The sequence below is a fragment of the Alkalihalobacterium chitinilyticum genome, assembly GCF_029028005.1.
Classification (GTDB): Bacteria; Bacillota; Bacilli; order Bacillales; family Bacillaceae_F; genus Alkalihalobacterium; species Alkalihalobacterium chitinilyticum.
Map to the genome: position 1 here is coordinate 163,148 of NZ_JAOTPO010000010.1, position 23,308 is coordinate 186,455.

The following is a 23,308-nucleotide window of genomic DNA, read 5'->3' on the forward strand; positions in this document are numbered from 1 at the left end:
ACAGCAATCCGATGTAAGTGCAGTACTCGAACGAGCAGCTCGAACTTCTTGGAACTTTTTGTCCTCCTTTTTGAACTATACTATTGAAGCACGTTTAAGAAGTAGTATTTTAAGAGTAAACGCAGAGTCTAACGAGGTTGGGCTATTCAACTTTCTCATGAATACTACATCTATCACGACTAAGGAGTGATCACATTGTTAGGTCAAGGATTAGTCAAAGGGTTGAAATACACACTTAGTAACTTGACGAAAAAAAATGTGACGACAAGTTATCCGGACGAACCGATTGATATGCCGGATCGCTTTCGTGGCATACAGAAGTTTTATCCGGAAAAGTGTATCGTCTGTAATCAGTGTGCCAATATTTGTCCGACCGATTGTATTCAATTAACTGGAAAACCACATCCAGACCCGAATAAAAAAGGGAAAATTATTGACACATATGATATTAACTTTGAGATTTGTATCTTGTGTGATTTATGCACAGAAGTTTGTCCGACAGAAGCGATCGTCATGACAAATAACTTCGAACTAGCTGAATACAGCCGAGATGATTTATTTAAAAACCTAGAATGGCTAGATGAAAACGATACGAACGTGAGGGAGGAAAATAAAGCATGAGTGGAGAATTTCTCGCTTTCTTTGTCCTTGCCCTTATTGCAATAAGCGGCGGCGTCTTAATGATTAACCTGCGAAAAGTAGTTCATATCATTATCGCCTTAGCTTTTACGTTCATAAGTATCGCAGGGCTGTACGTCCTTTTATCAGCTGAGTTTCTTGCATTCGTTCAAGTGCTCATCTACGGTGGCGCAATCACGATTATGATGCTGTTTGGTATTATGTTGACGAAACATGATGATAAAGTAGCATCCGTCAGTATTTGGCGCACTCTAGCTGCACTAGTTGGTGTAGCGGTGTTCTTCGTTATTATGTTTGTCGGAATTAATGATTTATCATTTGGTGAGCAAGCTTCAAACCTTCATGAAAACAACGTCCGACAAATTGGTATTGAAATCTACTCTAAGTTTGTCATACCGTTTGAAACGGTTGGGGTGATTCTTTTAGTTGCCCTTGTTGGTGCGGTAGCTCTAGCAAAAAGTGATGAAGATGAGGAGGTTGGTGAGAAATGAGCAGTATACCTTTATCGGTCTATCTCGTTGTAGCTCTTCTCCTCTTCTGTATTGGTATGTTCGGAGTGTTGACGAAACGCAATGCAGTTATCGTTCTGATCTGTATCGAATTGATGTTAAATGCGGTTAATATTAACTTAGTAGCATTTGCAATACACGGTGTGAACCCTGGGATTACAGGTCAAGTGTTTGCGCTATTTACAATAACGGTTGCCGCAGCAGAGGCAGCTGTAGGTTTAGCCATCTTGATTGCCCTTTACCGTAACCGAAAAACGGTAAATGTCGATGAGATGGACTTAATGAAGCGATAGAAAGGGGCAGGTGATAGATATGATGGAAATTGCATGGTTAATACCACTGTTACCGTTGTTATCCTTCGTCATCCTCGTCCTCTTTGGTCGCAGGTTGAAGGAAAGCGGTGCATACGTCGGTATGGTACTTTCTTTCATCGCATTGATCATGTCAATCCTCGTGTTATTCGAGCGAATGGCAGGTGAAAATGTATTAGTACAATTTGACTGGCTAGCGATTGGAGACCGAACGATCACGATGGGCTTTGAAGTCAATCAACTGAATGCCTTAATGCTCGTTATCGTGACGCTTGTTAGTTTCTTAGTACATACGTATTCAAAAGGTTACATGACTGCAACAGACAGCTATCGTGTACCGGTATTCTATTCTTATTTAGGACTTTTTACATTTTCAATGTTAGGGTTAGTTCTTTCTCCTAACCTTTTACAACTTTATATTTTCTGGGAGCTTGTTGGTGTATGTTCCTTCTTACTGGTCGGGTTCTACTTCTTCAAGACGGAAGCGAGAGCCGCTGCGAAAAAGGCGTTCATCGTTACAAGAATTGGGGATGTCGGGTTATTCATCGGGATGATCCTCTTATTCTGGCAAGTTGGAAGTTTCGAATATGCAGTCATCTTTGAAACCGTTAATGCAAACGGATTAACGGAAGGAATGATTACACTCATTGCGATCCTTATTTTTGTAGGGGCAATCGGTAAATCAGGTCAGTTCCCGCTCCACACATGGTTACCAGATGCAATGGAAGGTCCGACACCAGTTTCGGCACTCATCCATGCTGCAACGATGGTAGCTGCAGGGGTTTACTTAGTCGCTACAATATTCCCGTTATTCGCAGCTTCACCAGTTGCCTTAACAACAGTAGCTGTCATTGGTGGATTTACTGCGATTTTCGCAGCGACAATTGCGTTAACGCAAAAAGATATTAAGCGTGTGCTTGCTTACTCAACCGTAAGTCAATTAGGGTATATGATGCTTGCCTTAGGTTCTGCAGGCTATGTTGCCGCTGTTTTCCACTTAATGACACATGCTTTCTTTAAAGCATTATTGTTCTTAGCAGCAGGTAGTGTCATCCATGCCGTTCATACGCAAAGCATTGAAGAAATGGGCGGACTGTGGAAGAAGATGAAAACCACGGGTGTATTATTTTTAATCGGTTGTTTAGCGATTGCCGGTTTCCCGCTTTTCTCAGGCTTCTTCAGTAAAGAGGAAATTTTACTCACAACGTTTGAAGACGGACGTTACGTATTGTTTGCTCTTGCGCTAATTACCGCTTTATTAACCGCGATTTATATGTTTAGATTATTCTTTATGGTCTTTACAGGTAAACCGCGCGGAGATCAAAGCAAAGTTCATGAGTCACCAGCGATTATGACGGTTCCAATGATGGTACTCGCTGTTCTGGCCGTTGTTTCTGGGTTCGTTCATACGCATTGGTTTGGAACGTTTTTAGGTGATTGGCTCAGCGATAGTCCGTGGACGAGAGGGCATACGTACCTTCACGATCCAGGCTGGATTATGCCAGTAGCGATCTTGGTTTCACTACTCGGTATTTTCATTGCTTGGTTAATTTACGGAAAAGGTGTTATTTCCCGAGAAAAATTAGCCGAAGACAGCAGCCTGTATATGGTGCTTTACAACAAGTATTATATTGATGAGCTTTATAACAAAACGTTTGTTAGAGGAACGACGATTGTAAGTTATACGATGTTATATATTGAGAAATATATTATTGAGTTTACGGTTCAAGCCGTTGTAGGTGTGACAGATACGCTTGGACGATTGAACGCTCGATTACAAAACGGTCAAGTCCAAACGTATGGAGCTGTGGCGTTTCTAGGATTAGTCATTATCCTTGCCGTCTTGACCTTGACAGGGGGGTACTTCAGATGATCGATTCATATTTACTTTCCTTACTCATCTTCTCCCCGCTTGTAGGGATTATCATTTTAGCTTTTGTACCTAAAGGGCAACACCAGCTGTTGAAAGCGATAGGGTTTTTAACAACATTACTGCCACTTGTTTTAGCGCTAATGGTTTATGTAAACTTTGATCATGCTGGTTCAGGCAATCAGTTTGCGGAAACAAGAGACTGGATTAGTTTTAGTAACAGCAGTCTGTTAGCGTATGGTATTGATCTTGCCATTCCTTATGAACTAGGGTTGAATGGATTTGCGATGGTGCTTGTGTTATTAACAGCGATTGTTTCTACACTAGCTGCACTAGCATCTATTATTCAAATTAAGTCAGGTTTTAAAGCGTACTTCATGTTGTTTCTTTTACTGGAAATTGGAATGCTTGGGGTATTTGCTTCACAAAACTTATTCTTGTTTTTCTTATTCTTTGAATTAACACTCATTCCGATGTATTTCTTAATCGGCAGATGGGGCTTCTCAGATCGAGAAAAAGCAGCCAATAGCTTCCTGATCTATAACGGACTAGGGTCTGCGGTTTTATTAATCGTGATCGTTACATTGTTTGTCGTTACAAGTACAACCAATATTGATCAAATTTCAATGATGATGCAAATGGTTGGTCCAGAAGGGGATAACCTGAAGTGGGGATTACTCATTGCGTTACTCGTAGCGTTCGGTGTGAAACTGCCAATCTTTCCGTTACATAGCTGGATGCTCCGCGTGCACGTTCAAGCGCCGCCAGCCATCGTTATGCTTCACTCAGGGGTCTTATTGAAAATTGGTGCTTACGGATTAATTCGTTTTGGAGTAGGCTTTTTCCCAGAGCAGGTGAGCCAAATTGCGGCTATCCTTGCGATCTTAGGGGTTATCAACCTTTTATATGGTGCGTACTTGGCACTCATTCAAACCGATTTAAAGATGGTGTTAGCGTACTCGAGTATTTCGCACATGGGGATCGTTCTGATTGGGGTTGCGGCGTTAAATGATGTCGGACTGCAAGGAGCTGTCTTCCAAGTGGTTTCTCACGGATTAATTTCCGCGTTACTATTTTTCTTAATTGGTGTATATTACGACCGTACGAATACATCGCTTATTCCAAATTTAAGCGGGTTAGCACGTTCAATGCCGATTGCTTCAGGGTTTTTATTAGTTGGAGCTATGGCTTCACTCGGACTGCCAGGTATGTCTGGGTTTATCAGTGAGTTTTTAGCGTTTTTAGGTTTATTTAGAGAAATGCCGATTATTGCAGCTGTCGGTACATTGGGGATAATTTTAACAGCAGTATACTTATTAAGAGCCACATTAAATGTGACATTCGGTCCGACGCCTGAGAAGTGGAAAGAGCTTCAGGATATCCGACCGGTGGAAATGGTTCCAGTCCTTGTTTTACTGGCATTTATCGTTCTAATTGGTGTATATCCAAGTGTGTTAGCTGAACCGCTGCAAGCATCACTACAATTCATCTTAGCAGGGATAGGGGGGTAACGATTATGGATTTAGAAACACTACTTAGCTACCCGTGGGGGATAATGGCACCTGAGTTTACCATTCTAATCGTTGCTACTCTCCTATCGATCATGGATCTATTCATGAAAGATAAAGTAAACCGAAACGTTCTAGGATGGTTTGCAATCGGCGGGGTTGTGCTCGCGTTGATCTTCTTAATTGGTCAATTCGGCGCACCTGTCCAAATGATTTTATATGATACGTACCGGTTAGATTCGTTTTCAGTTGCATTTAAGCTGATATTATTAATCGGAACATTGTTTGTATTATTACTTGGGTTAGATTATGGTAAAAAAGAAATCAAATACCGCGGCGAATTTTTCTACCTATTGTTAACAGCATTACTTGGTGGAATGATCATGGCATCAAGTGCCGATATGATTACATTGTTCGTCGGTTTAGAATTATTATCTTTATCATCATACGTCATGGCAGGTCTTAGAAAAAATAATCTCCAATCGAATGAAGCGGCATTTAAATATGTCGTTAACGGTGGAGTAGCAACAGCGATTACGTTATTCGGTATGAGTTATGTGTATGGTCTGACAGGCTACACGAACTTATTCGATATTAGTGACGCGCTTCAAAATCCGGTCGTACTGGAAAACGGTTTTCTATTAGCCTTTGCGTTCTTCTTAGTATTTGTCGGACTCGCATTTAAAGTGGCAGCAGTTCCGTTTCACATGTGGTCACCAGATGTGTATCAAGGTGCACCAACACCAGTTACTGCGTTTTTAAGTGTCGTTTCTAAAACAGCTGGATTTGCTCTTATTTTAAGATTTTTACTCGTTGTCTTTGGTGGAGCACACGGTATTCAACCGCTTCAACCATTACTATTAGATACGCAAATCTATATAGCTGTTGTGGCTGGTTTAACGATGATCGTCGGTAATGTAATGGCCCTGCGCCAAACGAATGTCAAACGATTATTTGCGTATTCAAGTGTCGCTCAAGCTGGATATTTATTAGTACCGTTTGCGACATTATCAATCGTGATGTTTGAAAATGTTTGGTTCTACCTAGTGGCCTATCTCTTTATGAACTTAGGGGCGTTTGCCGTTTTACAACTCGTAACTACGCAATCAGGTACGGAAGATCTGAGAGGATTTGCCGGATTAGGTCAGCGTTCACCGTTAATGGCCGTCGGGATGGGAGTATTCCTCGTTTCCTTAGCAGGTATTCCTGTAACGGCTGGGTTTATGGGTAAATTCTATATCTTTATTGGAGCATTAAGTACGGGACACTTCATCTTAGCATCAGTTATGATTGCGACATCGGTAGTTTCGTACTTCTACTATTTTGGAATTATGACGCAAATGTTCTTTAGAAAAGCGCCGACAACGGAAGCGATGCGAGTGCCAATTGGTGCCTCAATCGTCATTGTCATTGCCGTTATTGCAACGATCGGACTAGGTATCGTGCCGCAGTTAGCGATCGACTTTTTCAATACAAACTTTGACTTCTCACAAATATTTATGCGTGTATAATTCAAATAAAATAATTGAGAAAAGAGCCTTCTTCATTGGGGGCTCTTTTTTGTGCTGGAAAACAGTGAAGGGTGGATTGTATAAACTTCATTTATTGGTAACCGAAGTGATTTACGTTTGATAGAAATAATTGGAATGGGACTTTACCTATGTAAATATATCTATTTTAGTAATAAAATTTTTTTATTATCGTTGGAACCATACGCTTCAGAACCCGTATATAAAGTATGTATATGGAGGTCAAAATAGGTTTCAAATAGCTGAAATGGTGGAATGTAATGAAGAGTGTTTGTTGGAGTATTGGTTTTGCGGTAAAAGCATTTCAACTAATTTTGTACTTTTGTGTATATTTCCAAGGAAATGTAGATTTTTATCGAAAAATCAGTTATGATGTATTTTGCATTGCTTTGTTCACTTTAGGTAAAACGTCCCTTTTCACGGAAAAGAGAGTTACAGTATAGTTAACAATGCAGTGATCTTTTCAGACCAAAAAAGGAGTAAATGTGATGGATGGCTTTGGAATGCAAGGTTTGCTACATATTACAGTTAATCTTATGTTCGTAGTGGTCACCTGGTGGGCGCTTCAGTCTTTTAAGTTTGATCTTTTTTTTCGAGATCCTAAAGGACCAAAAGCGAAAACTCTGATGATCTTACTTACGATTGCAATTGCACATCTAGTGAGCAGCTTCTTTTTGGATTATCTTAATTGGTCAACGATGCTGAAATACTTATTTTAAAATCAAGTGAAGTCAATCCATAGATTGTCGAAAGTTGACTGTAACTTCCATGTATGTAAAGCCTCTCAATGGAAAAAATGTTACTAATTAATTGTTTATGTAACGGAGAGGGGCTTACAGAGAGAGATGAAAAAAATAGTGCCGATTTTAGGATTGGTTTTTTTATTCGCAATGAGTGTTTTAACTCACGGGGAATTGAAAGAACAAACACAACTAGTTGACATTGTTCACTTGATGGAAGAGCAAGAAGTTCAGATTGAAAATTGGAGACTGTACACGAGAGGGACTGGAAAAGAAGTCAGAGACATTCATGAGTATGAAGAAGAACTTGAGCAAATGATGGCTTCTGAAAAAAACTTTCAATGGGATCTGAAAGATTGGAAACAACACGAACATTGGAAAGTAACCGGAACAAACGATGTTGAAAAACTAACTGTTGTAGCTTACCCTCAAGAAGAACAATACTCCATGTACCTCATTTATGAATTTATGGGAACAGGTAACCCGCAAGATGTAGAGACCATTACTTCATTTTTTCTAAAACGCTTGGACCAGTTGTATGTAGAAACCCCTACTGTATTTACAACCGTAACAGGTTACCACGAAGAAATCAAACCAAGTTTGATGTATGATTTCGGATCGGAACTCGTAGAAAAATTCTCGGCTGAGAAAATTGAAGAATTAAAAGAGGAAACTTTTATCTCAATCTCTGCATATAATGAACAGTGGGAAGACTCTCTCAATACGAACGGTAACAACATGAACTTACAGGTTGCGTTAAGACAAGATCCAAGGTTGGGCGCTAAAACAACCATTACAATAGGAACGCCTATAATAACGACTGAATATTGATATATAAGAGACGTTGAAAAAAAGACGCGGAGGGGAATATGTTGGAAAAAATTATCGTCCAAGGTGGTAACCAGCTCTCTGGCTCTGTAAAAGTTGAAGGAGCTAAGAATGCTGTCTTACCCGTTATCGCTGCATCTATTCTCGCTAGCCGTGGCACTAGCAACATATATGATGTGCCATCTTTGGCTGATGTATACACGATGGAAGAAGTATTAAGAAATTTAAATATTGATGTGAAGTATGAAAACGGAACATTCTCTGTAAAAGCAGATAAACCATTAAAGATTGAAGCACCATTTGAATATGTAAGAAAAATGCGTGCCTCTTTCTTAGTCATGGGACCTTTACTTGCTCGCGTCGGTCATGCAAGAATTGCTTTACCTGGTGGTTGTGCGATTGGTTCAAGACCGATTGATCAACACTTAAAAGGGTTCGAAGCAATGGGAGCGGTAGTTGAAATTGGTAATGGTTTTATTGAAGCGAAGATCGACGGCCGTCTAAAAGGAGCAAAAATTTATTTAGATTTCCCAAGTGTAGGTGCAACTGAAAACATTATGATGGCAGCTGCGATGGCAGAAGGTACTACGATCTTAGAAAATGCAGCTGAAGAGCCTGAAATTGTTTGCCTTGCGAACTACTTGAATGCGATGGGAGCTAAGGTTCGTGGAGCCGGAACGGGAACGATTCGCATTGAAGGTGTCGATGAGCTTGTCGCTGCGGATCATACCGTAATTGCTGATCGAATTGAAGCAGGTACATTTATGGTAGCTGCCGCTATTACTGGCGGGGATGTACTTGTAGAAGGTGCTGTTTCTGAACATTTACGTCCACTGGTTGCAAAAATGGAAGAAATGGGCGTTGAAATAATTGAGGAAGAAACGGGTCTTCGTGTAATCGGTCCGAAAGAGTTAAAACCGATTGATATTAAAACGATGCCACATCCGGGCTTCCCAACGGATATGCAAGCACAAATGATGGCACTGCTTCTTAAGTCAAATGGAACGAGTGTGATTACTGAAACAGTATTCGAAAATCGTTTTATGCACGTAGAAGAATTCCGCCGCATGAATGGAAATATTAAAATTGAAGGACGTTCAGCGATTATTAGCGGCCCAAGTTCACTTCAAGGCGCTGAAGTGTCAGCTACTGACTTACGTGCGGGTGCGGCCCTCATTCTAGCTGGTCTAGTTGCTGATGGAGTAACACGTGTCGTTGAATTAAAGCATATCGACCGCGGCTATGTCGATCTAGCTGGTAAGCTAAAACAATTAGGTGCTAATGTGGAACGCATTGAAGAGATTGTTGAAGAAGAACTTGAAAATAAAGAAGCACCAGCACCATTAAAAATGAATTCAAATCTTGTTTAAATACAATTAAGGTGTCTTACGCTTTTCAGTGTAAGGCATCTTTTTTTGTGTGGTTTTTTAATAAGAAATTTCACGGCAAGAAAATCAACATTGAAAAAGCTTTGATTACGCACTAATGGAACTAACCATATATCCATTATTAACAGAATTTTATAAAAATATATAGAAAAAACGAAAGAATATGTAAAAAAATTAAATTTGTAAAGGAACTGAAAAATAAGTTCTATATGATGACAAGCCCGCATAAACTGATTGAGAGAGAAAAAACATATCCCAAAAATGAGTAGGTAGCGCACCTTATAGTGCGTGTTCAAAAAGGAGGACAAAAAGATCCAAGAAGTTTGAGGCGGTGCAGTTGCGAGTACCACAGCGTATGTTATTAATACGTGAGGAACGCAGCAACAAACCAACGAGCTTCCACAGGATGTGGTGACTTCGACGTTCCCACAGGACGTGAGGGGCTTAGTCGAAGATCATCTATGACAGAGATTTTTCCCGGACTTTTTGAACATCGTCTTATATTAGCTTTCTCAGCTTGCAATTATTACTTTTACCATCAGTGGGGGGTACACTGGTGGAACTTTTAGTTTAAATACTGGAGGCTTGGCATGAAACGAATATTAATTATCGGAACTATTTTATGCTCTATTATTGTAGGATTACCTGCTATGCTCGTCATCATGTTTTCTTCAGACGAAATTAAAAGCACACAACCCGTCCAAACCGCCGCCTCGACAGGTACCGGACAAGAGCTGTTAGAGAATGCGACACCGATCTCAATTGCAGTGTACCGGTCGCAAGAAAGCCGAATAGAAGAAGTTCCTCTCGAAGAATATGTCGTTGGGGTGGTAGCTTCAGAAATGCCCGCAAGTTTTGAAATTGAAGCATTAAAAGCACAGGCATTGACAGCGAGGACTTATATTTTAAAACAAATGCTGGAACCAAGTGACATTGCTATGCCGGATGGAGCAATGGTAACTGATACCGTCCATCACCAAGTATATAAAAATCTTGAGCAGTTGAGACAAGAATGGGATAAAGATTTTGACTGGCGGATTAATCGAATTCGTGAAGCGGTATTACAAACGCAAGGGCAAGTATTAACGTATAACGGTGAACCGATTACCGCTGCGTTCTTTTCAACAAGTAACGGCTTTACAGAGAACTCGGAAGACTATTGGCCAAATGAAATTCCATACTTACGAAGTGTTGAAAGTCCGTGGGATACAAATTCACCAAGATTTACAGGGACCACTGCTTTTTCAGTAGGTGAATTCCAACAAAAATTAGGAGTACAGCTGCCAGCTGATGGTTCTGTAGGGAAAATTACGAATCGTACTGATGGAAAACGTGTCGCTTCTGTCAATATTAATGGAAAAGAATTAACAGGTCGTCAAGTACGAGAGAAATTAGCGCTAGACTCGAGTGATTTTAACTGGAGACGTCAAGGAGATCAAGTCATTATTGAAACAAAAGGCTGGGGACACGGTGTTGGGATGAGCCAATACGGTGCAAACGGCATGGCACAAGAAGGAAAGACCTACAGAGAAATTATCGAACATTATTATCAAGGAGTAGCCGTTTCACCGGTCGACCCGTATATTGGTCAGCTCGTCGTTCAGAAGGATTAAGGGCATTGCAGCTCATACAGACTTTTTGTTTTTATAAGGTAGGTCTAAAGTATTTACTAATGGAAGAAAATGATCGACTGGTCTATTTTTCCTATTAATAGAGCTGGGTTGACTTAAAGATATTAACTAAGAATAAGATTAGGGCAGGAGCTGTGCTTTATCTGGGTAGAATGAGTTAGATTGATCATGGTTTAGGTCAAAATATCCTTAAATTAAGAAGCGATCATATTAAGTTTCGTTTTAGGGTAGTTTTTTTCCTTTAACTGGAAATGGCTCAAAACTAAGTTAAGGTTTAGGGTAATAATTTTACTATAACTGGAAATTAAGTGATCTAAAGCGGAATTTAGGGTAATAATTTTACTATAACTGGAAATATGGTGATCTAAAGTAGAACTTAGGATAAAAAACTTCCTTATATTAGAAAATTTATGGACTAAAGTGTTGTTTAGGATTAATTTTTTCCTGTAAATGGTATTATTATGATCTAAAGCGGAATTTAGAACAATGATTATCCTATAACTGGGAATAATCTCTGTTAAATCAAAGTACAAAACAATAAATTCCCTAAAATTGGTATTGTGGTTATCTTAAGTCTACTTAGAACAATAACTAGAGACGGGGCAATAAAACATATAAATGATAAAAAAGGTCGCGTGGGGATAGGTGATAAAAACCCATGCGATTTTTTTCATTGATGCTCGCTATGGCTGTGCTCTGAATAGGGAGAGGATATAGAGGACTAAGGACTCTATTGGTAGAAAAACGACTCTTTAAGCGTTTTAGAGGACTAAGCCGACGTTATTCATTCAATAGAAACAACCTAGTAACTAAGACAAATAGTTCAAATAACAGCTTAACTGTCTGCTGCCACCACCCCATTAGACCAGGTCATTGCCTTCTTTATAAACAGCAGTATCTAAGTCCTCTAAAACCAGCTGTTTTATTGAACAAAAAAATATTTTTAAATAGCATGCATAATATTAATCACTTTGTCGAAAAATAATCAGAAAAGTTTTTTTTAGAAAATGTATATAATTTCTTCAATTTGATCAGAATGATTGCTGAGGTGATGATCAAATGAGAGATGAAGAAAAACAACAATCTTCAAAACAATCAGATGAAGTGAAAAAATTTAATGTTCAACGTTTCTTACGTAAGAAATGGATGTTACCTGCTGTTTACTTAGGAGCTGCTGCAATCGTACTTAGTGCTTTTTTCCTCATGCAAAATCAAGATAATACAGCTTTAGAAGATCCATCAGGGGTCAGTCAACCAATGGAAGATGGGATTGAAGTAATCGAAGGCGAAGCGGTACCAGTAACAAGTGCTAACGAAGTTATTAAAATGCCAGTAGCAAATGAAAGTGAAGTTGATATTGTAGGATACTTTTACGACTTCAACTCTTCAGCTGAAGAGCAAGAAGCTGCATTAGTGTATTACAATAACATGTACTATCAGAACAGAGGTATTGATATTGCTAAAGAAGACGGCGAAAGCTTTGAAGTAACAGCTGCACTTAGTGGAACTGTCGTAAAAGCAGAAAAAGATCCTTTACTAGGACATGTAGTAGAAATTAACCATGAAGATGGTGTGATTACACATTACCACAGTTTAGAAGGTCTTGAAGTAGAAGAAGGTACTTCAGTAAAACAAGGTGACATTATTGGACGTGCAGGTCGTAACTTATACAACGCCGATGCAAACGTTCATGTTCATTTCGAAATTCGTCATAACGGAAATGCAGTCAATCCGTTAGACTACTTCAACCAAAATCTTGAAACACTTGTCGACGAAAGCCATCGTATGGACGAAGACATCGCAAGTGCTGAAGAAGATACTGCGGATGAAGAAGACGTAAAAGATGACGAAGAAAAGAACGAAGACGAAGACAAAGCCGTTGACGAAGACAAAAACAAACAAGAATAAGTAACTACCGGTGCCAGGCACCTTTAACGAAGCAATGTGTTAAAGGTGCCTGGCACCTCTTTTTTTGTTTTTTAGCTGTCTAGCTGCTGCTGAAACGGGCACTTACGCTTTTCTAATATGTTGATGGTGAAATCTTAATCTATCAATGGTTGCGAGATTTGTAATAAAAAAATTACAAAAAATCTCAAAAAAATAGTTGACTAAGTATCTGAAAATTTGGAATAATGTGTACTATAAAACAATAAATTAAGACTGAGCAAAATGAAATTCAGTTAACCTTTCAATGAAATTCTGTTATGTAATAATTATTTTTTCTAAGAACCTCATTCAACTTGGTATAGAAATGAAAGAAAGAAAATAAGTATTACAAGAAAAATAAATGCTAGAATTTTTAAAAACAAAAATGGTAGCGTATCAACGATTGACTCCGACTAGGCCACTAGATGGCAATCGGAGATCAGCTGGGGCTTATCCCCGGCGAGCTGCGAGATACATAAGAAAAAACTAGGTTGACCCCGGCAACTATGTCCGGTTCATTTTTATCATAGTTACTCTAGCGTTCAGTCTAACAAGATATATCTTGATTTCATGATGCTCTTTTAAAAAGCTGAATATGCAGTCAGTTTTTAGTGAAGTAATCCATTAAGGAGGGAAAGTAATATGATTTATGTCTTTTTACTTATCACACTGTTCAGCTTTATATTCGCCTTCCGTAAAAAGAAGCCGTTGTTCTTATCTGTTCCGTTCGCTTCCATCTTTGTCTATTTGATTGTTCAAGTGATCATGGTACCGCTACCCTTTTGGGAAACTGTTAAATTTATTTTCAGTTTAAGGTGATTGAATGACAAATCCGAGTTGTACGAAATGTAATAGCGAAGAAACGGTAGTAATGAACAAGTGGCAATACTTCTTTTTCTTATCAACCTTACCCATCATTGTCTCTCTCATCTTTAGTTATATTTTTCATCCCATTCTACTAACTTTCATTTTGTTTGTATTTGTTGTCAACATGAGAATTGCAAAAAAGAAAACACCTTATGTCATTTGTCGAAATTGTAAGCAAGTGCAGCAAGGATCTGGAAATAAGACATTGCGTTCTTAGATCTAAAAGCTAACTTAAAAGAAATGAAGGTCTAAAAAAGCTTTAGAGTAAAACTTTAATAACCCAAATGTTTTGAAAGCGTTTACAAAAAACTACAATTAAAAAAGCTCATTCATTATTTAAAGGAGGTGAGAATATGAAAAAAATCGATAAGTCTGTAGCAGATGCATATTTCAAAGCGAGAAATACGGTTGTCATTATTTGTTTAATCATAGGTGGGTTAGCGTCATTTGGGATTGTTGCTTTTGCAGAATCTCTAGTAGACGTAACATTTATGGGAATGCCTTTCCACTACTATATGGGGGCTCAAGGAGCAGTAGCAACTTTTGTCATCTTGTTATTTGTAAATGCGGTCATCAGTGACAGAATTGACAAGAAGTTTGGCATTGATGAAGAACAAAATACCCGTATCGGGGCAGGAAAAGCACTCGATCATTAATCTATTGCATCTGATTCAGACACTGACCTCGTGTTCAGTCGAACCATCTCTTTAAAAAACAGACAAAAAAAGCGGCTCAGACTGTATGCACAGCGCTGAGCCCAATTAAGCGACATTCATCATTAAGAAAAAAAACTTAATGAATGAAATGAAAAAAGAACACTATAATTTTACCAGAAAAGTAACGAAAGAGAAACCTTATTCCGTTGAGGGGGGAATACTATGGATAATCAATCAATCGTATCGATATTAATGATTATGGCAACATTCGGCCTTTATATCGGTATTTCTTTTTATAATCGTGCAAAAGCAACATCTGACTTCTACGTAGCAAGTCGTGGGGTACCGCCATTCTGGAACGGTATGGCGATCGGTGGAGACTGGATGAGTGCGGCTTCATTTATTGGTATGGCCGGGACACTCATGATTTTAGGTTATGACGGTCTAGCTTACATTATGGGTTGGACTGGTGGTTACTTATTCTTAACGTTCTTATTAGCACCGCAACTTCGTAAATATGGCCGTTACACGGTACCTGAGTTTATCGGTGACCGTTTTGATAGTAATGCGGCTCGTTTAATTGCTGCGATTGCAACAATTATTATCTCATTCGTATATATCATCGGTCAGCTTTCTGGTTCAGGGGTAGTTATCGGACGTATCCTTAACATTGAAGCGATGTATGGAACGATGATTGGGGTTGTCATCATCGCGATCTACGCGACATTAGGTGGTATGAAAGGGATTACGTGGACACAGGTTGCACAGTACATCATCTTAATTATTGCTTACATTATTCCAATCGTCTTCATGTCTTTACAAGTAACAGGAAATCCAATGCCATGGTTAACATACGGGAACATTGTTTCACAGCTTGGTGAACTTGATAAAGAACTCGGTATCAGTGAATACTTCGCGCCATTTGCGCAAAGTGATAAATCACAGTTTATCGCATTACTATTTACATTAATGGTAGGTACAGCAGCATTACCACACGTAATCGTTCGTTTCTATACGGTTTCAACGATGAAAGCTGCTCGTTGGAGTGGTGCGTGGGCGCTTTTATTTATCGCTTTACTATACTTATCAGCTCCTGCTTATGCAGCGTTCTCTCGTTTCATTCTTATGACGCAAGTGGCAGGCAGCCCAATTGATAGCTTGCCAGCTTGGACAACAAACTGGGTAGATACAGGTCGTTTAAAAGTTGCCGATGAAAACGGTGACGGCATTCTTCAATGGCAAGAGATTGTTATCAGTAATGACATTGTCGTAATGGCAACACCTGAAATCGCAAACTTAGGGATGTTTGTTATCGGTTTAGTAGCAGCTGGTGCGATGGCGGCGGCATTATCAACAGCAGGTGGTCTATTAATTACGATTTCATCATCATTTGCACATGATATTTACTATCGTCTAATGAACCCGCAAGCCAGTGATAAGAGACGTTTAGCAGCTGGACGTTGGGCAATCGTACTATCGACGATCGTTGCGGGTATCGTTGCACTTGACCCACCAGGAGTTATTACGCAAATTGTGGCTTGGGCATTTGCTATTGCCGGCGGAACCTTCTTCCCAGTCCTTTTACTAGGCGTATGGTGGAAGCGTTGTAATGCAAAAGGTGCAATTGCCGGAATGCTTTCAGGATTATTTGTCACAATTACGTACATTCTTTTAGCTCGTCAAGGAATTACAATCTTTGGTATACTAGACACAGGTGCAGGTATTATCGGTGTTCCGGTGAACTTAATCGTAACGTATCTAGTGTCTAAAGCTACAGCTGCACCATCTCAACGCATCCAAGACGAAGTCATTGACCTACGTTACCCGGAACAAATGACTTATAAAGATGGCGAGGTATGGATGGATGAATCAGCTGGAAAATAAAGATTTATTTGAACAAATTCACAAGCACCCCCTTTTTCAAGGGGTGCTTGATTCTGAATTTACGACTCTCATGGAAAAATGTACATTAAAGCATTATAACAAAGCGGAAAAAGTCCTTTATTCGAAGACGCCACGAGAAGGGCTTCTTCTCATTTTAACTGGAATGGCCGAAGTCTACGTTCAAGGAGATGACGGTCTTTTTCAGCAGGAAGTACTCGAAGTGCTTCAAACCGGCGATATGATTGGTTTTTCCAGCTTAGCCGATTTTCTCGGTGAGCCGAATCCTCATGTGGCCAAATATACGGTTGAAGTCCGTGCTGTCGAAGACTCCTACTGCTTGAAAATCCCTTATTCTGTCGTTGAAGCCAGGTGGGACGATGAAACGGTTCGAGACTTTGTTCTTCGCCAGGTAGCGGTTCGCCTGAGAGATATCTACGGATCATTAGCGGAGCAAGTAAAGTTAGCGAACCAATGGGGCGAAAGTGACCCGTTTATTCGCCGAATTCAAGACTTAATGAATGAACCGGTTATTTCGGTGGTCAAAGATGAATTAATTCAAGTTGTTGCCAAAAAAATGGTCGAACAACGAGCAAGCTCAGTTGTTGTCAATGATTTTGATGGAATATTAATCGGGATTATTACGGAAAAAGATATTGTCCAACGCGTCGTTGCGAATGTAAGTAACGGGCCGCTTCAAGCGAAAGATATTATGACAGCTAATCCTATTACGATATCGCGTTATGGCTATTATTATGAAGCCATGTCTAGTTTTCTATTAAACGGCATCAAACATTTGCCGGTTGAAGAAGATGGAAGAGTCGTCGGAATGGTCACTTTGTCTGACCTATTACGAAAGAAAAACCGCGGCTCCATGGAAATTTTACAAAAAATAGAGCAATCTACTTTTTCAAATCTGCCAACCGTGAAGAGTGCCATCTATGATGTATTAGGGCAGTTGATTAATGATGAAATTCCAACGACACATACGCTAGAAATCATAACGAAGCTGTACGACCGCCTCGTTAACCATTGTTTAGATTTAGCCGTTGCCTCTTTAGAAGCGAAAGGGAAAGGAAAACCTCCTGTGCCGTTTTGCTGGTTTACGATGGGAAGCAGCGGACGCGGGGAGCAGTTTTTACTTACCGACCAAGACCATTTTCTTGTCTATGATAATCCAGATAGTGGCGACAGTGAACGTGTGGAAGAATACTTTGCACTTCTCGGTCAAGAAATCGTCGATCACCTCCATAAGGCCGGTTATAAGCTTTGTATCGGAAAGATGATGGCTAATGAGGAAAACTGGCGCGGTACGCTTAAAACGTGGCAGGAACGACTGCGTGGATGGGCGCTTAGAGCAACGAATGATAATGTGTTGTTAGGACATAATTTTATGTCATTCCGGTTTTTATACGGGGACGAAAACCTTCACGATGAATTTGTAAAAATGGTGAAAGAACAAGTGTCGCGCTCGCGCATTTATCTGTATCGAATGGCAGAACAAGAAAGAGAACATCCGGTTCCGACACTCGATCATCCGATCCGCGCGTTGTTCGGTTTAAGGAGAGACTCGATCGACATTAAAAAGCATGCGTTATTCCCGCTTCACCATTGCTTGCAAGTTTTATCTGCACATAACGGCATTGTCGAAGGAACACCATTACAGCGACTCGATGCACTCGTCAAATTAAACGTGTTTACACCAGAAGTAGCCGACGATATCCGCTTTGCCTATGAGATCGTGTTAAAAGTAAGAGTAGAGCAAGCGTGGGGCAGATACTTGCGCAAAGAAGAGGGAACGAGTGAAGTGAAATTCACCCACCTCCGCTCCCGCGATAAAGAAGAACTCATGATAGCACTCAAGGCAATCCGTTCTTTGCAAAATCAGACGCTTGGTGCTTTTGGGATGTTGTAAAATAGATGATGATACCTTTTTCGATATTGATAAAAATGAGTGACCACTATTGGATATTGCGAAGTGGATGAACACTTGGATATTCCGCAAAATCAATAATCACACCGAACCAGCACTTGTGTTGGTTCTTTTTTGCTATTTTAAATGAAAATAAATCAAGGAACAAAAAATAATAGACTTAAGCATCAGGTATAAATACATCCTAAAAAATTACATTTAATTATATACGGAATCTATTTTTTTACAATTCTTTTTTTTATCTTTTTTTCGGCCTATATTAAATATGAAGGAACTAATTTATTTTAGGGGGAAATCTAGTGAAGCGTCTCTTTATATCGTTGGCTTCTATCGTATTTTTATTGACATTTTCATTTTCTGCAACAAGCTTTGCAGCACCAAGTGAGGACGAGTTATCACAGTATCTAACTGATCTCAGATGGACACAAGAGGAGTTAGAAGAGTATTTAGAGGATTTTTATGGTATGTCACTGGACGATTTTAATTCCGTCTCAGATTTAGAAGAACTTCTTGGTCCGATCATTAATGAACAGACGTTACAAGAGTTACTAGATTTATATGATTTAACGCTGGAAGAATTAGAAGAGTTACTTGCTGAACATGGAGAATTTTTAGAAGAATACCGATTTATTGAAGACCTTGAACTAGCTATAATCTTCTACCAGGATTTTGATGATATTGACTGGGAAGAGCTATTTACTGAGATTGATGCATTATTTGCTGAGTTTGATCTAACCGATGAAGAGCTTGAGAGACTAATGGATCATTTTTTAACTCTTGATTTAGAAGACCCAGCTTTTGAAGAGCGTTTAAATCAGATCGCTGAACGTGCCCTTGCACTTCCAGACTTTGATAGTGCATCAGATTTAACTGCTGAAGAGATTGCGGAAGTTTTATCGATTTACTCAGATTTAATGCAACTATTTAAGTTAGATGCAAAGTACTACCTGATTCAAGGAAAAAATAAAGAAAGTAAACAGCCAATTACTTTGCAAACGTTAGTGACGCTGGAGAGTTTAGAGGGATATAACTTATTAATAGAACTTTACAATCTAGAAGGTGTTTTCCTCGCTGATATTATCATAACTGCTGATATGTTTGGTGATGAATTGATAAAACAACCGACACAAGACTTAAAGGAAGTAAAAGAAATTGTAAAGAAAGCTCCAGCCAAAGATCAAGTGAAGACAGAAAAAGGAGCTAAAATGCCAAAGACCGCTTCCAATTCGGCACAGAACGCACTCATTGGCTTAGGCATGATGTTAACAGCAGGTATCATTTATCGTCGTCTCAAAGTTAAAGAGGCTTAATACGATGAGACTTGAAGAATATAAGAGAAGAAGACGGAAGAAACAGCGTCTTCTTCTTCTGTCTTTATGCATTGTTCTTTTTGGCGGGGGCTTATGGTTTACAACAACCAATGCATATACCTTAATAAAGGGGTATGGGCTATATAAAGTGAATGAAGTTACGAAGGAAGTTCCTCCGCCTCTCGAGAAGGCTCCAAGTGTTGAAAAAAAAGAAGAAGATGGACCTCTTTATCCAGTTCGACCAGAACAAGGTGACCTAATAGGTGAGCTTTACATTCCAAAGCTTGAAGCCACGCTGCCCATTTATCACGGAACAGATGAAGATGAGTTAGAACGTGGGGTAGGGCACTTTCTTGGAAGCGTATTACCTGGCGAGGTAGATAATAGTGTGTTATCAGGGCATCGCGATACAGTCTTTCGTAAGTTAGGAGAGGTCGGAGAACGAGATGAACTGATCGTAACAACTATTGCTGGACAATTTACCTACAGGGTTAATAAGGTTCGTATCGTCGATGAGGATGATCGAACGGTCATTGTCCCTAAGCCCCGAGCGACGCTTACTGTAACGACTTGTTACCCTTTTCAGTTCATTGGTAATGCACCTGAACGTTATGTGTTAGTTGCACATTTAGTGAAAACGGATCTAGAGATAAAATTTGATACAAAATAGGCGTGATATGAGCTTACCAATATAGTCATCTTACCATTAGGTACTACGAAGTAACTAGTGATATTCTTAAAAATAGTAAATTAGGAAGGCGTTAGTTTTAACCCTTATGTTGTTCAGAGGGTAAGAACTAACGCTTTTTTTATGGGCATCTGCCCTTTTTTCGAAAAGCCCAAATAAAAACTAGAAATTTTAGTAATTAAGTGTAGAAAAAAGTTTGAAAATTCGGTAAAATAAAATCATTGTCATATAACAGTGAAAATATTCCTGCGGAAATAATGAACAGTTTTTTGCTTAATGCAGGACAAATCAAGTTTTAAGCCAAATAAGAGTTTGCTTTTTTTTGTAAGCGTTTAACAAAGAAGTTGCTTGCTTATTAGTTGGATTAGATACCTGATTTGAAATCAGAGACTGAGCATTCACTAGAAAAACAAAGTAGTGAACTAGCTAAGAAATGTTTTAAATATAGAATATAAACAAGGGGAGATTGTTATGTTCTGGAAAAAGAAATTACTGCATTACCAACTAGACCAACAGCCCTCACTTGATACACCGTTGCGGGATTTATCTTTTACCGTATTTGATACAGAAACGACAGGTTTTGCTGTCGGTGGCAAAGACCGTGTCATCGAAATAGGTGCTGTCCAGGTCGAAGGTTTAATGGTAACTGACAATCGGTTTCAAACGTACGTCAACCCAGAACGAAACATTCCGCCAGAAATTACAACGCTGACGGGCATTGCTCAGCACCACGTGGAAAACGCTCCCAAATCAGTCGAAGCCATTGAGTCGTTTTTTCAATTTATAGAAAAGACGAAAAGCGGTGGTTGGGTTGGTCATTACTTAAGCTTCGATGTCATGGTCCTTCGTAAAGAACTTCAACGAGCGAAATTCACCTTCGAACAGCCGCTCTACATTGATACACTCGATATGCTCGGTTATCTCTGTCCTTCATGGGATATGCGCGACTTAGAACAGTATGCAAGGTCGTTCGGCACAAATATTTATGAACGACACAGTGCGATCGGTGATGCGCTGACAACAGCTCATCTTTTCGTTGAGCTGCTACGCCTTCTCGAAGATCGAGGCAAGACCACACTCGCTGACCTCGTCCAAGTAACAGATGCCAATAACCGCAACCGCGTCCTCCAATTCTAAACCAACCGGTGCCAGGTACCTTTAATGCTATACTGCATTAAAGGTACCTGGCACCGTTTTTTTTTACACTCGTAAACCGTTCCCCACAATGTGTTTACGCCAATAAATCACTCCACCGTCTCGAAACTTCCATTCTTTTTTCCTATTTACTTAAAGAAATACTAATAAAATTTTCGGAGTTGCCATATAATCTCGGGAATAAACAAAAACCGCGTCATACGAACGGTTGAGCGCTTCTGAAGGAGACTCAAAAAGTTCACAATAATATAATTTTTTCACACATAATTCCTTCACCGTATGAAAAAATGCCTTGTCCTACTTGACTTTTTGGTATATATACCCTTCCGCCTTAATAAAATGTACCAATCACCAACATTGATTAGGAGGCGAGTGGTGTGCACGATTACATCAAAGAACGTACTATCAAGATAGGCAGGTACATCGTCGAGACAAGGAAAACGGTCCGAACGATTGCAAAAGAGTTTGGCGTATCCAAGAGCACTGTACACAAAGACTTAACCGAACGATTACCTGAAATCAATCAAGAGTTGGCAAATGAAGTAAAGGAAATCCTCGAATACCATAAGTCGATACGCCATTTACGCGGTGGTGAGGCAACGAAGGTGAAGTACAAAAAATCAGACCAACCGAACGAAAAAGTTGTAAAAACCCAAAATTGAAAACAAAAAATCAATCCCTGTATTGACAAAATATGATAAAATAAAACATTAGTAGGATACAGCAAACCGCTGTCGATTGATTAGCGAAAACAGGGAGGATAATACTAATGTTCGGACGGGATATAGGGATTGATTTAGGTACAGCAAATGTTCTTGTTTATGTAAAAGGGAGTGGGATTGTTTTAAATGAGCCATCTGTTGTAGCTTTGGATACAACGACTGGAAAAGTACTTGCTGTAGGAGAAGAAGCGTTTCGAATGGTCGGACGAACACCAGGAAATATCGTTGCTTTACGTCCCATGAAAGATGGGGTTATCGCAAATTTTGAACTCACAGAATCAATGCTCAAACACTTCTTAGGTAAAATTAATGTCAAAGGATTTTTCTCAAAGCCGAGGATCTTAATTTGTTGTCCTACAGAAATTACGTCTGTAGAGCAAAAAGCGATTCGAGAAGCTGCAGAGAAAAGTGGTGGAAAAAACGTTTACTTAGAGGAGGAACCGAAAGTCGCTGCGATTGGTGCTGGAATGGATATCTTTCAACCGAGCGGTAACATGGTGGTAGACATAGGCGGTGGGACAACAGATGTTGCTGTTCTTTCAATGGGTGATATCGTCACCGCCTCTTCTATTAAAATAGCTGGGGATAAGTTCGACCAAGACATCCTCCACTATATTAAAAGAGAGTACAAGCTCCTGATTGGAGAACGAACCTCTGAAGAAATTAAAAAACAAGTAGCAACGGTATTTCCAGGTGCTCGTCAAGAAGAATTGGAAATTCGCGGACGTGATATGGTTAGTGGATTACCAAGAACAATAACGGTTAAATCAGATGAGATTCAAGATGCGCTTACTGAATCAGTATCGTATATTGTACAAGCTGCTAAATCAGTACTTGAAAGAACACCACCAGAACTTTCGGCAGACATCATTGACCGTGGTGTGATCTTAACTGGTGGAGGAGCGCTTCTGCATGGAATTGATCAACTTTTAGCCGAAGAACTAAAGGTTCCCGTTTTTATTGCAGATGAGCCGATGCACTGCGTAGCTAAAGGTACAGGCATACTTTTAGAAAACCTAGATAAATTAGGTAGAAAAGTTCGCTTGTAAAACTTAAGCGATTCATTCATGGTTAGGTTAAAGCCTGGTCTATGTTGTAGGTGAATTTTGTTATTCCCAATCCAAGCAACCTGCTTTAATTAGGATTTGGTAAGAACTGTATTGGACCACATGAACAGCAACAGAAAAAATTACCTCTATCCATTCTATAGTAGGTAG

At 39.6% G+C, this 23,308-nt stretch carries 21 protein-coding genes; all 21 read left to right on the plus strand.

Annotated features, from left to right (window positions below):
• Positions 1 to 195 precede the first annotated feature (195 nt).
• Positions 196 to 621, plus strand: coding sequence for an NADH-quinone oxidoreductase subunit NuoI (gene nuoI, locus N7Z68_RS15105; RefSeq protein WP_209123351.1), 426 nt, complete (start codon positions 196 to 198; stop codon positions 619 to 621).
• Complete coding sequence (locus N7Z68_RS15110) at positions 618 to 1,130, plus strand: NADH-quinone oxidoreductase subunit J (protein WP_275119317.1); 513 nt, start codon at positions 618 to 620, stop codon at positions 1,128 to 1,130. The genes nuoI and N7Z68_RS15110 overlap by 4 nt, the downstream gene beginning before the upstream one ends.
• Positions 1,127 to 1,441, plus strand: coding sequence for an NADH-quinone oxidoreductase subunit NuoK (gene nuoK, locus N7Z68_RS15115; protein ID WP_275119318.1), 315 nt, complete (start codon positions 1,127 to 1,129; stop codon positions 1,439 to 1,441). Before N7Z68_RS15110 ends, nuoK begins: the two co-directional genes overlap by 4 nt.
• A 19-nt stretch (positions 1,442 to 1,460) precedes the next feature.
• On the plus strand, positions 1,461 to 3,332 hold the full coding sequence (gene nuoL / locus N7Z68_RS15120) for an NADH-quinone oxidoreductase subunit L (protein WP_275119319.1): 1,872 nt from the start codon (positions 1,461 to 1,463) through the stop codon (positions 3,330 to 3,332).
• Positions 3,329 to 4,840, plus strand: coding sequence for a complex I subunit 4 family protein (locus N7Z68_RS15125; protein WP_275119320.1), 1,512 nt, complete (start codon positions 3,329 to 3,331; stop codon positions 4,838 to 4,840). The genes nuoL and N7Z68_RS15125 overlap by 4 nt, the downstream gene beginning before the upstream one ends.
• A 5-nt stretch (positions 4,841 to 4,845) precedes the next feature.
• Positions 4,846 to 6,348, plus strand: a complete 1,503-nt coding sequence (gene nuoN / locus N7Z68_RS15130) for an NADH-quinone oxidoreductase subunit NuoN (protein ID WP_275119321.1) — start codon at positions 4,846 to 4,848, stop codon at positions 6,346 to 6,348.
• Between the two features lie 506 nt (positions 6,349 to 6,854).
• Positions 6,855 to 7,085 (plus strand): DUF1146 family protein, encoded by a 231-nt coding sequence (locus N7Z68_RS15135; protein ID WP_308447228.1) that lies wholly within the window; start codon positions 6,855 to 6,857, stop codon positions 7,083 to 7,085.
• Positions 7,086 to 7,211: 126 nt separating this feature from the next.
• Positions 7,212 to 7,937, plus strand: a complete 726-nt coding sequence (locus tag N7Z68_RS15140) for a YwmB family TATA-box binding protein (protein WP_275119323.1) — start codon at positions 7,212 to 7,214, stop codon at positions 7,935 to 7,937.
• A 41-nt stretch (positions 7,938 to 7,978) separates the two neighbouring features.
• Complete coding sequence (gene murA / locus N7Z68_RS15145) at positions 7,979 to 9,304, plus strand: UDP-N-acetylglucosamine 1-carboxyvinyltransferase (RefSeq protein ID WP_275119348.1); 1,326 nt, start codon at positions 7,979 to 7,981, stop codon at positions 9,302 to 9,304.
• A gap of 608 nt (positions 9,305 to 9,912) precedes the next feature.
• Complete coding sequence (gene spoIID / locus N7Z68_RS15150) at positions 9,913 to 10,935, plus strand: stage II sporulation protein D (RefSeq protein WP_275119324.1); 1,023 nt, start codon at positions 9,913 to 9,915, stop codon at positions 10,933 to 10,935.
• 1,077 nt (positions 10,936 to 12,012) lie between these two features.
• The gene (gene spoIIQ, locus N7Z68_RS15155; protein WP_275119325.1) at positions 12,013 to 12,861 is read left to right on the plus strand and encodes a stage II sporulation protein SpoIIQ; all 849 of its coding nucleotides are present in this window, start codon (positions 12,013 to 12,015) and stop codon (positions 12,859 to 12,861) included.
• Positions 12,862 to 13,521: 660 nt separating this feature from the next.
• Entirely contained in the window at positions 13,522 to 13,698 is a 177-nt protein-coding gene (locus N7Z68_RS15160) for a hypothetical protein (RefSeq protein WP_275119326.1), read from the plus strand.
• A 4-nt stretch (positions 13,699 to 13,702) separates the two neighbouring features.
• Complete coding sequence (locus N7Z68_RS15165; RefSeq protein WP_275119327.1) at positions 13,703 to 13,963, plus strand: hypothetical protein; 261 nt, start codon at positions 13,703 to 13,705, stop codon at positions 13,961 to 13,963.
• A 136-nt stretch (positions 13,964 to 14,099) separates the two neighbouring features.
• Positions 14,100 to 14,402 (plus strand): DUF4212 domain-containing protein, encoded by a 303-nt coding sequence (locus N7Z68_RS15170; RefSeq protein ID WP_275119328.1) that lies wholly within the window; start codon positions 14,100 to 14,102, stop codon positions 14,400 to 14,402.
• Positions 14,403 to 14,624: 222 nt separating this feature from the next.
• Positions 14,625 to 16,286, plus strand: a complete 1,662-nt coding sequence (locus N7Z68_RS15175; RefSeq protein ID WP_275119329.1) for a sodium:solute symporter family protein — start codon at positions 14,625 to 14,627, stop codon at positions 16,284 to 16,286.
• A complete protein-coding gene (locus N7Z68_RS15180; RefSeq protein ID WP_275119330.1) occupies positions 16,267 to 18,198 on the plus strand; it encodes a DUF294 nucleotidyltransferase-like domain-containing protein in 1,932 nt (643 codons plus the stop codon). The genes N7Z68_RS15175 and N7Z68_RS15180 overlap by 20 nt, the downstream gene beginning before the upstream one ends.
• A gap of 317 nt (positions 18,199 to 18,515) precedes the next feature.
• Positions 18,516 to 19,526, plus strand: a complete 1,011-nt coding sequence (locus N7Z68_RS15185) for a processed acidic surface protein (RefSeq protein WP_275119331.1) — start codon at positions 18,516 to 18,518, stop codon at positions 19,524 to 19,526.
• Between the two features lie 4 nt (positions 19,527 to 19,530).
• Positions 19,531 to 20,196, plus strand: a complete 666-nt coding sequence (gene srtD / locus N7Z68_RS15190) for a class D sortase, LPxTATN-specific (RefSeq protein WP_275119332.1) — start codon at positions 19,531 to 19,533, stop codon at positions 20,194 to 20,196.
• A 489-nt stretch (positions 20,197 to 20,685) separates the two neighbouring features.
• Entirely contained in the window at positions 20,686 to 21,351 is a 666-nt protein-coding gene (locus tag N7Z68_RS15195; protein ID WP_275119333.1) for a 3'-5' exonuclease, read from the plus strand.
• A 395-nt stretch (positions 21,352 to 21,746) separates the two neighbouring features.
• Positions 21,747 to 22,031, plus strand: coding sequence for a sporulation transcriptional regulator SpoIIID (spoIIID, locus tag N7Z68_RS15200; protein ID WP_209121801.1), 285 nt, complete (start codon positions 21,747 to 21,749; stop codon positions 22,029 to 22,031).
• Between the two features lie 107 nt (positions 22,032 to 22,138).
• Entirely contained in the window at positions 22,139 to 23,140 is a 1,002-nt protein-coding gene (locus N7Z68_RS15205) for a rod shape-determining protein (protein ID WP_275119334.1), read from the plus strand.
• The last annotated feature ends 168 nt before the right edge of the window (positions 23,141 to 23,308 follow it).

Excerpts from the sequence above, each read along its gene's own strand:
- N7Z68_RS15110 (WP_275119317.1), top strand. The coding sequence starts at position 618 with ATGAGTGGAGAATTTCTCGCTTTCTTTGTCCTTGCCCTTATTGCAATA.
- nuoK (WP_275119318.1), top strand. The coding sequence starts at position 1,127 with ATGAGCAGTATACCTTTATCGGTCTATCTCGTTGTAGCTCTTCTCCTC.
- nuoL (WP_275119319.1), top strand. The coding sequence starts at position 1,461 with ATGATGGAAATTGCATGGTTAATACCACTGTTACCGTTGTTATCCTTC.
- N7Z68_RS15125 (WP_275119320.1), top strand. The coding sequence starts at position 3,329 with ATGATCGATTCATATTTACTTTCCTTACTCATCTTCTCCCCGCTTGTA.
- nuoN (WP_275119321.1), top strand. The coding sequence starts at position 4,846 with ATGGATTTAGAAACACTACTTAGCTACCCGTGGGGGATAATGGCACCT.
- N7Z68_RS15135 (WP_308447228.1), top strand. The coding sequence starts at position 6,855 with ATGGATGGCTTTGGAATGCAAGGTTTGCTACATATTACAGTTAATCTT.
- N7Z68_RS15140 (WP_275119323.1), top strand. The coding sequence starts at position 7,212 with ATGAAAAAAATAGTGCCGATTTTAGGATTGGTTTTTTTATTCGCAATG.
- spoIID (WP_275119324.1), top strand. The coding sequence starts at position 9,913 with ATGAAACGAATATTAATTATCGGAACTATTTTATGCTCTATTATTGTA.
- spoIIQ (WP_275119325.1), top strand. The coding sequence starts at position 12,013 with ATGAGAGATGAAGAAAAACAACAATCTTCAAAACAATCAGATGAAGTG.
- N7Z68_RS15160 (WP_275119326.1), top strand. The coding sequence starts at position 13,522 with ATGATTTATGTCTTTTTACTTATCACACTGTTCAGCTTTATATTCGCC.
- N7Z68_RS15165 (WP_275119327.1), top strand. The coding sequence starts at position 13,703 with ATGACAAATCCGAGTTGTACGAAATGTAATAGCGAAGAAACGGTAGTA.
- N7Z68_RS15170 (WP_275119328.1), top strand. The coding sequence starts at position 14,100 with ATGAAAAAAATCGATAAGTCTGTAGCAGATGCATATTTCAAAGCGAGA.
- N7Z68_RS15175 (WP_275119329.1), top strand. The coding sequence starts at position 14,625 with ATGGATAATCAATCAATCGTATCGATATTAATGATTATGGCAACATTC.
- N7Z68_RS15180 (WP_275119330.1), top strand. The coding sequence starts at position 16,267 with ATGAATCAGCTGGAAAATAAAGATTTATTTGAACAAATTCACAAGCAC.
- srtD (WP_275119332.1), top strand. The coding sequence starts at position 19,531 with ATGAGACTTGAAGAATATAAGAGAAGAAGACGGAAGAAACAGCGTCTT.
- N7Z68_RS15195 (WP_275119333.1), top strand. The coding sequence starts at position 20,686 with ATGTTCTGGAAAAAGAAATTACTGCATTACCAACTAGACCAACAGCCC.
- N7Z68_RS15205 (WP_275119334.1), top strand. The coding sequence starts at position 22,139 with ATGTTCGGACGGGATATAGGGATTGATTTAGGTACAGCAAATGTTCTT.